This is a genomic window from Dellaglioa sp. CoH-56-MRSF-14 (assembly GCF_056782115.1).
The window spans coordinates 1-261 of the sequence record NZ_JBXAYB010000115.1 but is presented as its reverse complement, the minus strand read 5'-3'; the positions used below and the strand labels follow the sequence as shown (position 1 = coordinate 261).

General features: G+C 55.6%; 1 protein-coding gene. It reads left to right on the top strand.

What is annotated here, in order from left to right:
* Nucleotides 1–78: 78 nt before the first annotated feature.
* On the top strand, nucleotides 79–261 hold a 183-nt coding region (locus AC1RPX_RS08010; protein ID WP_481763369.1), incomplete at its 3' end, for a hypothetical protein.

Below are 261 nucleotides of genomic sequence, written 5' to 3'. Positions count from 1 at the left end.
CCATATACAGTACTCATACAGCGTGAGAGCGCGACGGACCCAATCTCGGTGTCCGCACCCCTGCCCGAGACCTTTTCTATGGACTCGGGTGTTGCATACGAACAGCATCCGCCGAAGTCTTTGTCACCAACTAAGGCACTCGATACAGCCGCAGCTGCGGTTGGTGTGCGTCTTGCGGTTCAGGCCATGAGCGCGCAGCTATGGGCCGGTAATACCGAAACGAACTTGAGCCTAGAGCTTCAGTTCCATACGGAAACTGAT